Below are 1,722 nucleotides of genomic sequence, written 5' to 3'. Positions count from 1 at the left end.
GCGTGATGGTGGAAGCCTCGCCAGCCACGCCCCTCGTAATGGCCGAGGCCGAATTCCTGCTTGAGGTCGAGATAGTCGCGCTCGATGCGCCAGCGCAGTTTCGCGGTATCGACCAGCTCGGCGAGCGGGGTGTCTTCGGGCAGGGTGGAGAGCCAGTATTTCAATGGCTCTTTATCGTCCTCGGGCCACTCGATCAGCAGCCATTCCATCGGGCGGGGCGTCTTGCGCGCGGTGTCGCGATGCGCCGGACGCACCCGCAGCGCGGCGAAGCGCGAGGTGAAATCGGTGTTGGTTCCCTCGCGCCAGCGGACCGTCCGCCAGCTTTCAGGCGGCGACTCCTTCGCGAGGTCTCTCACGGAAACAGGCTTGTGATCGGCGGTGCGGCGCAGAACCGAAGGAGGCCGTCCCTTCCCGCTCCAGGGTTTGGGCGGCGACGGCACCGAGTTATGCCCAAAAGTTGGTGACGGCGTGATCAGGCGGCGGTTTGAAGTTGCTTGATCCCGTCTTTGAACTCAATCCCCTGAATGACCTCGGGCAGACGGTTTGGCCCGGAGATCTTCCGCCACTTTTTCTTGGCAGACATCATCAGCCTGAAGACCATGGCGAGCGCGGTTTTGCGGTTGAGGCAGCCCTTGGTTTTCCGGGTCCGGTTTCGGACCGTGGCGAAGACACTCTCGATCGGGTTCGTGGTCCTGATGTGCTTCCAATGCTCGGCCGGGAAGTCGTAGAAGGCCAGCAACTCTTCGCGGTCCTTGACCAGCTTGGCGACCGCGCGTTCGTATTTCACGCCGTAGGTTTCCACGAAGAGATCGAAGGCCGCGTTGGCTTCCTTCTTCGTCTCGGCCATCTATTACCCGGCAGTGCATGTTTGCATGCATGAGAGGGCAGATGTCCTGCAGATTGGCCTTGGCCTTTTCGCGCAGGGACTTGGGCATCGCGCCGGTGACGTTGGCGGTCTTGTGGACCCAACAGCGCTGCTCGCGCGTGGTGGGGAAGACATCCCGCAGGGCGGTCCAGAACCCGAGCGCACCGTCGCCGATGGCCAGTTCGGGCGGCACCGTGAGGTCGCGTTTCTTGAGCCCTTTCAGAAGGTCACGCCAACTGTCCGCGTTCTCCCGGAACCCGTCCATGATCGCCAGCACGTCCTTCTCGCCGTACTCGTCAGCCCCGATGATCACCAGCATACATTGGCGATCGCCGTCCAGGCGCGGCGTGAAGTAGACCCCGTCGGCCCAGATGTATACGTAGCGCTTGCCCTTGAAATCGCGTTTGCGCCAAGCCTCGTATTCGTTCCACCAAGCCGCCTTCAACCGCGTGATCGTCGAGGCCGACAGACCCTCGGCATCCGGCCCCAGAAGGGCGGCCAGCGCCTCGCTGAAGTCCCCTGTCGAGATGACCTTCAGGTAAAGCCAAGGCAGCAGTTCCTCGACCGATTTCGCCTTGCGCAGATACGCCGGCACCAGCGCCGACCGGAACTTGATCTTGCTGCCATCCTTATTGGAACTGCGATCTCGCACGCGCGGCACTTGCACAGGAACCGCCCCGATCCCAGTCATGATCTCCCGCTCCGGCAAGAAGCCATGGCGCACCAACCGCTGGCGCCCCGCATCGTCCAGAAGCGTTGCATGTTCCGCAATGAACGCAGCCACTTCGGCCTGAACGGCGGTCCGCAGCAACTCGCGAGCGCCAGCCTGGATGACCTCGGGCAGCGGGTCAGGTGAA

2 pseudogenes are annotated in these 1,722 nt (G+C 62.8%); both read right to left on the bottom strand.

Annotation, left to right across the window (positions count from 1 at the left end):
- A pseudogene (locus WA989_RS17740) lies at window positions 1-437 on the bottom strand (IS701 family transposase); the annotation flags it as partial.
- 35 nt (window positions 438-472) lie between these two features.
- Window positions 473-1,709: pseudogene (locus tag WA989_RS17735) on the bottom strand (IS256 family transposase).
- Window positions 1,710-1,722 lie beyond the last annotated feature (13 nt).

This window comes from Henriciella sp., assembly GCF_049649345.1.
Lineage (GTDB): Bacteria > Pseudomonadota > Alphaproteobacteria > Caulobacterales > Hyphomonadaceae > Henriciella.
The sequence above is the reverse complement of the archived record's forward strand: the minus strand, read 5'-3'. Positions and strand labels throughout refer to the sequence as shown.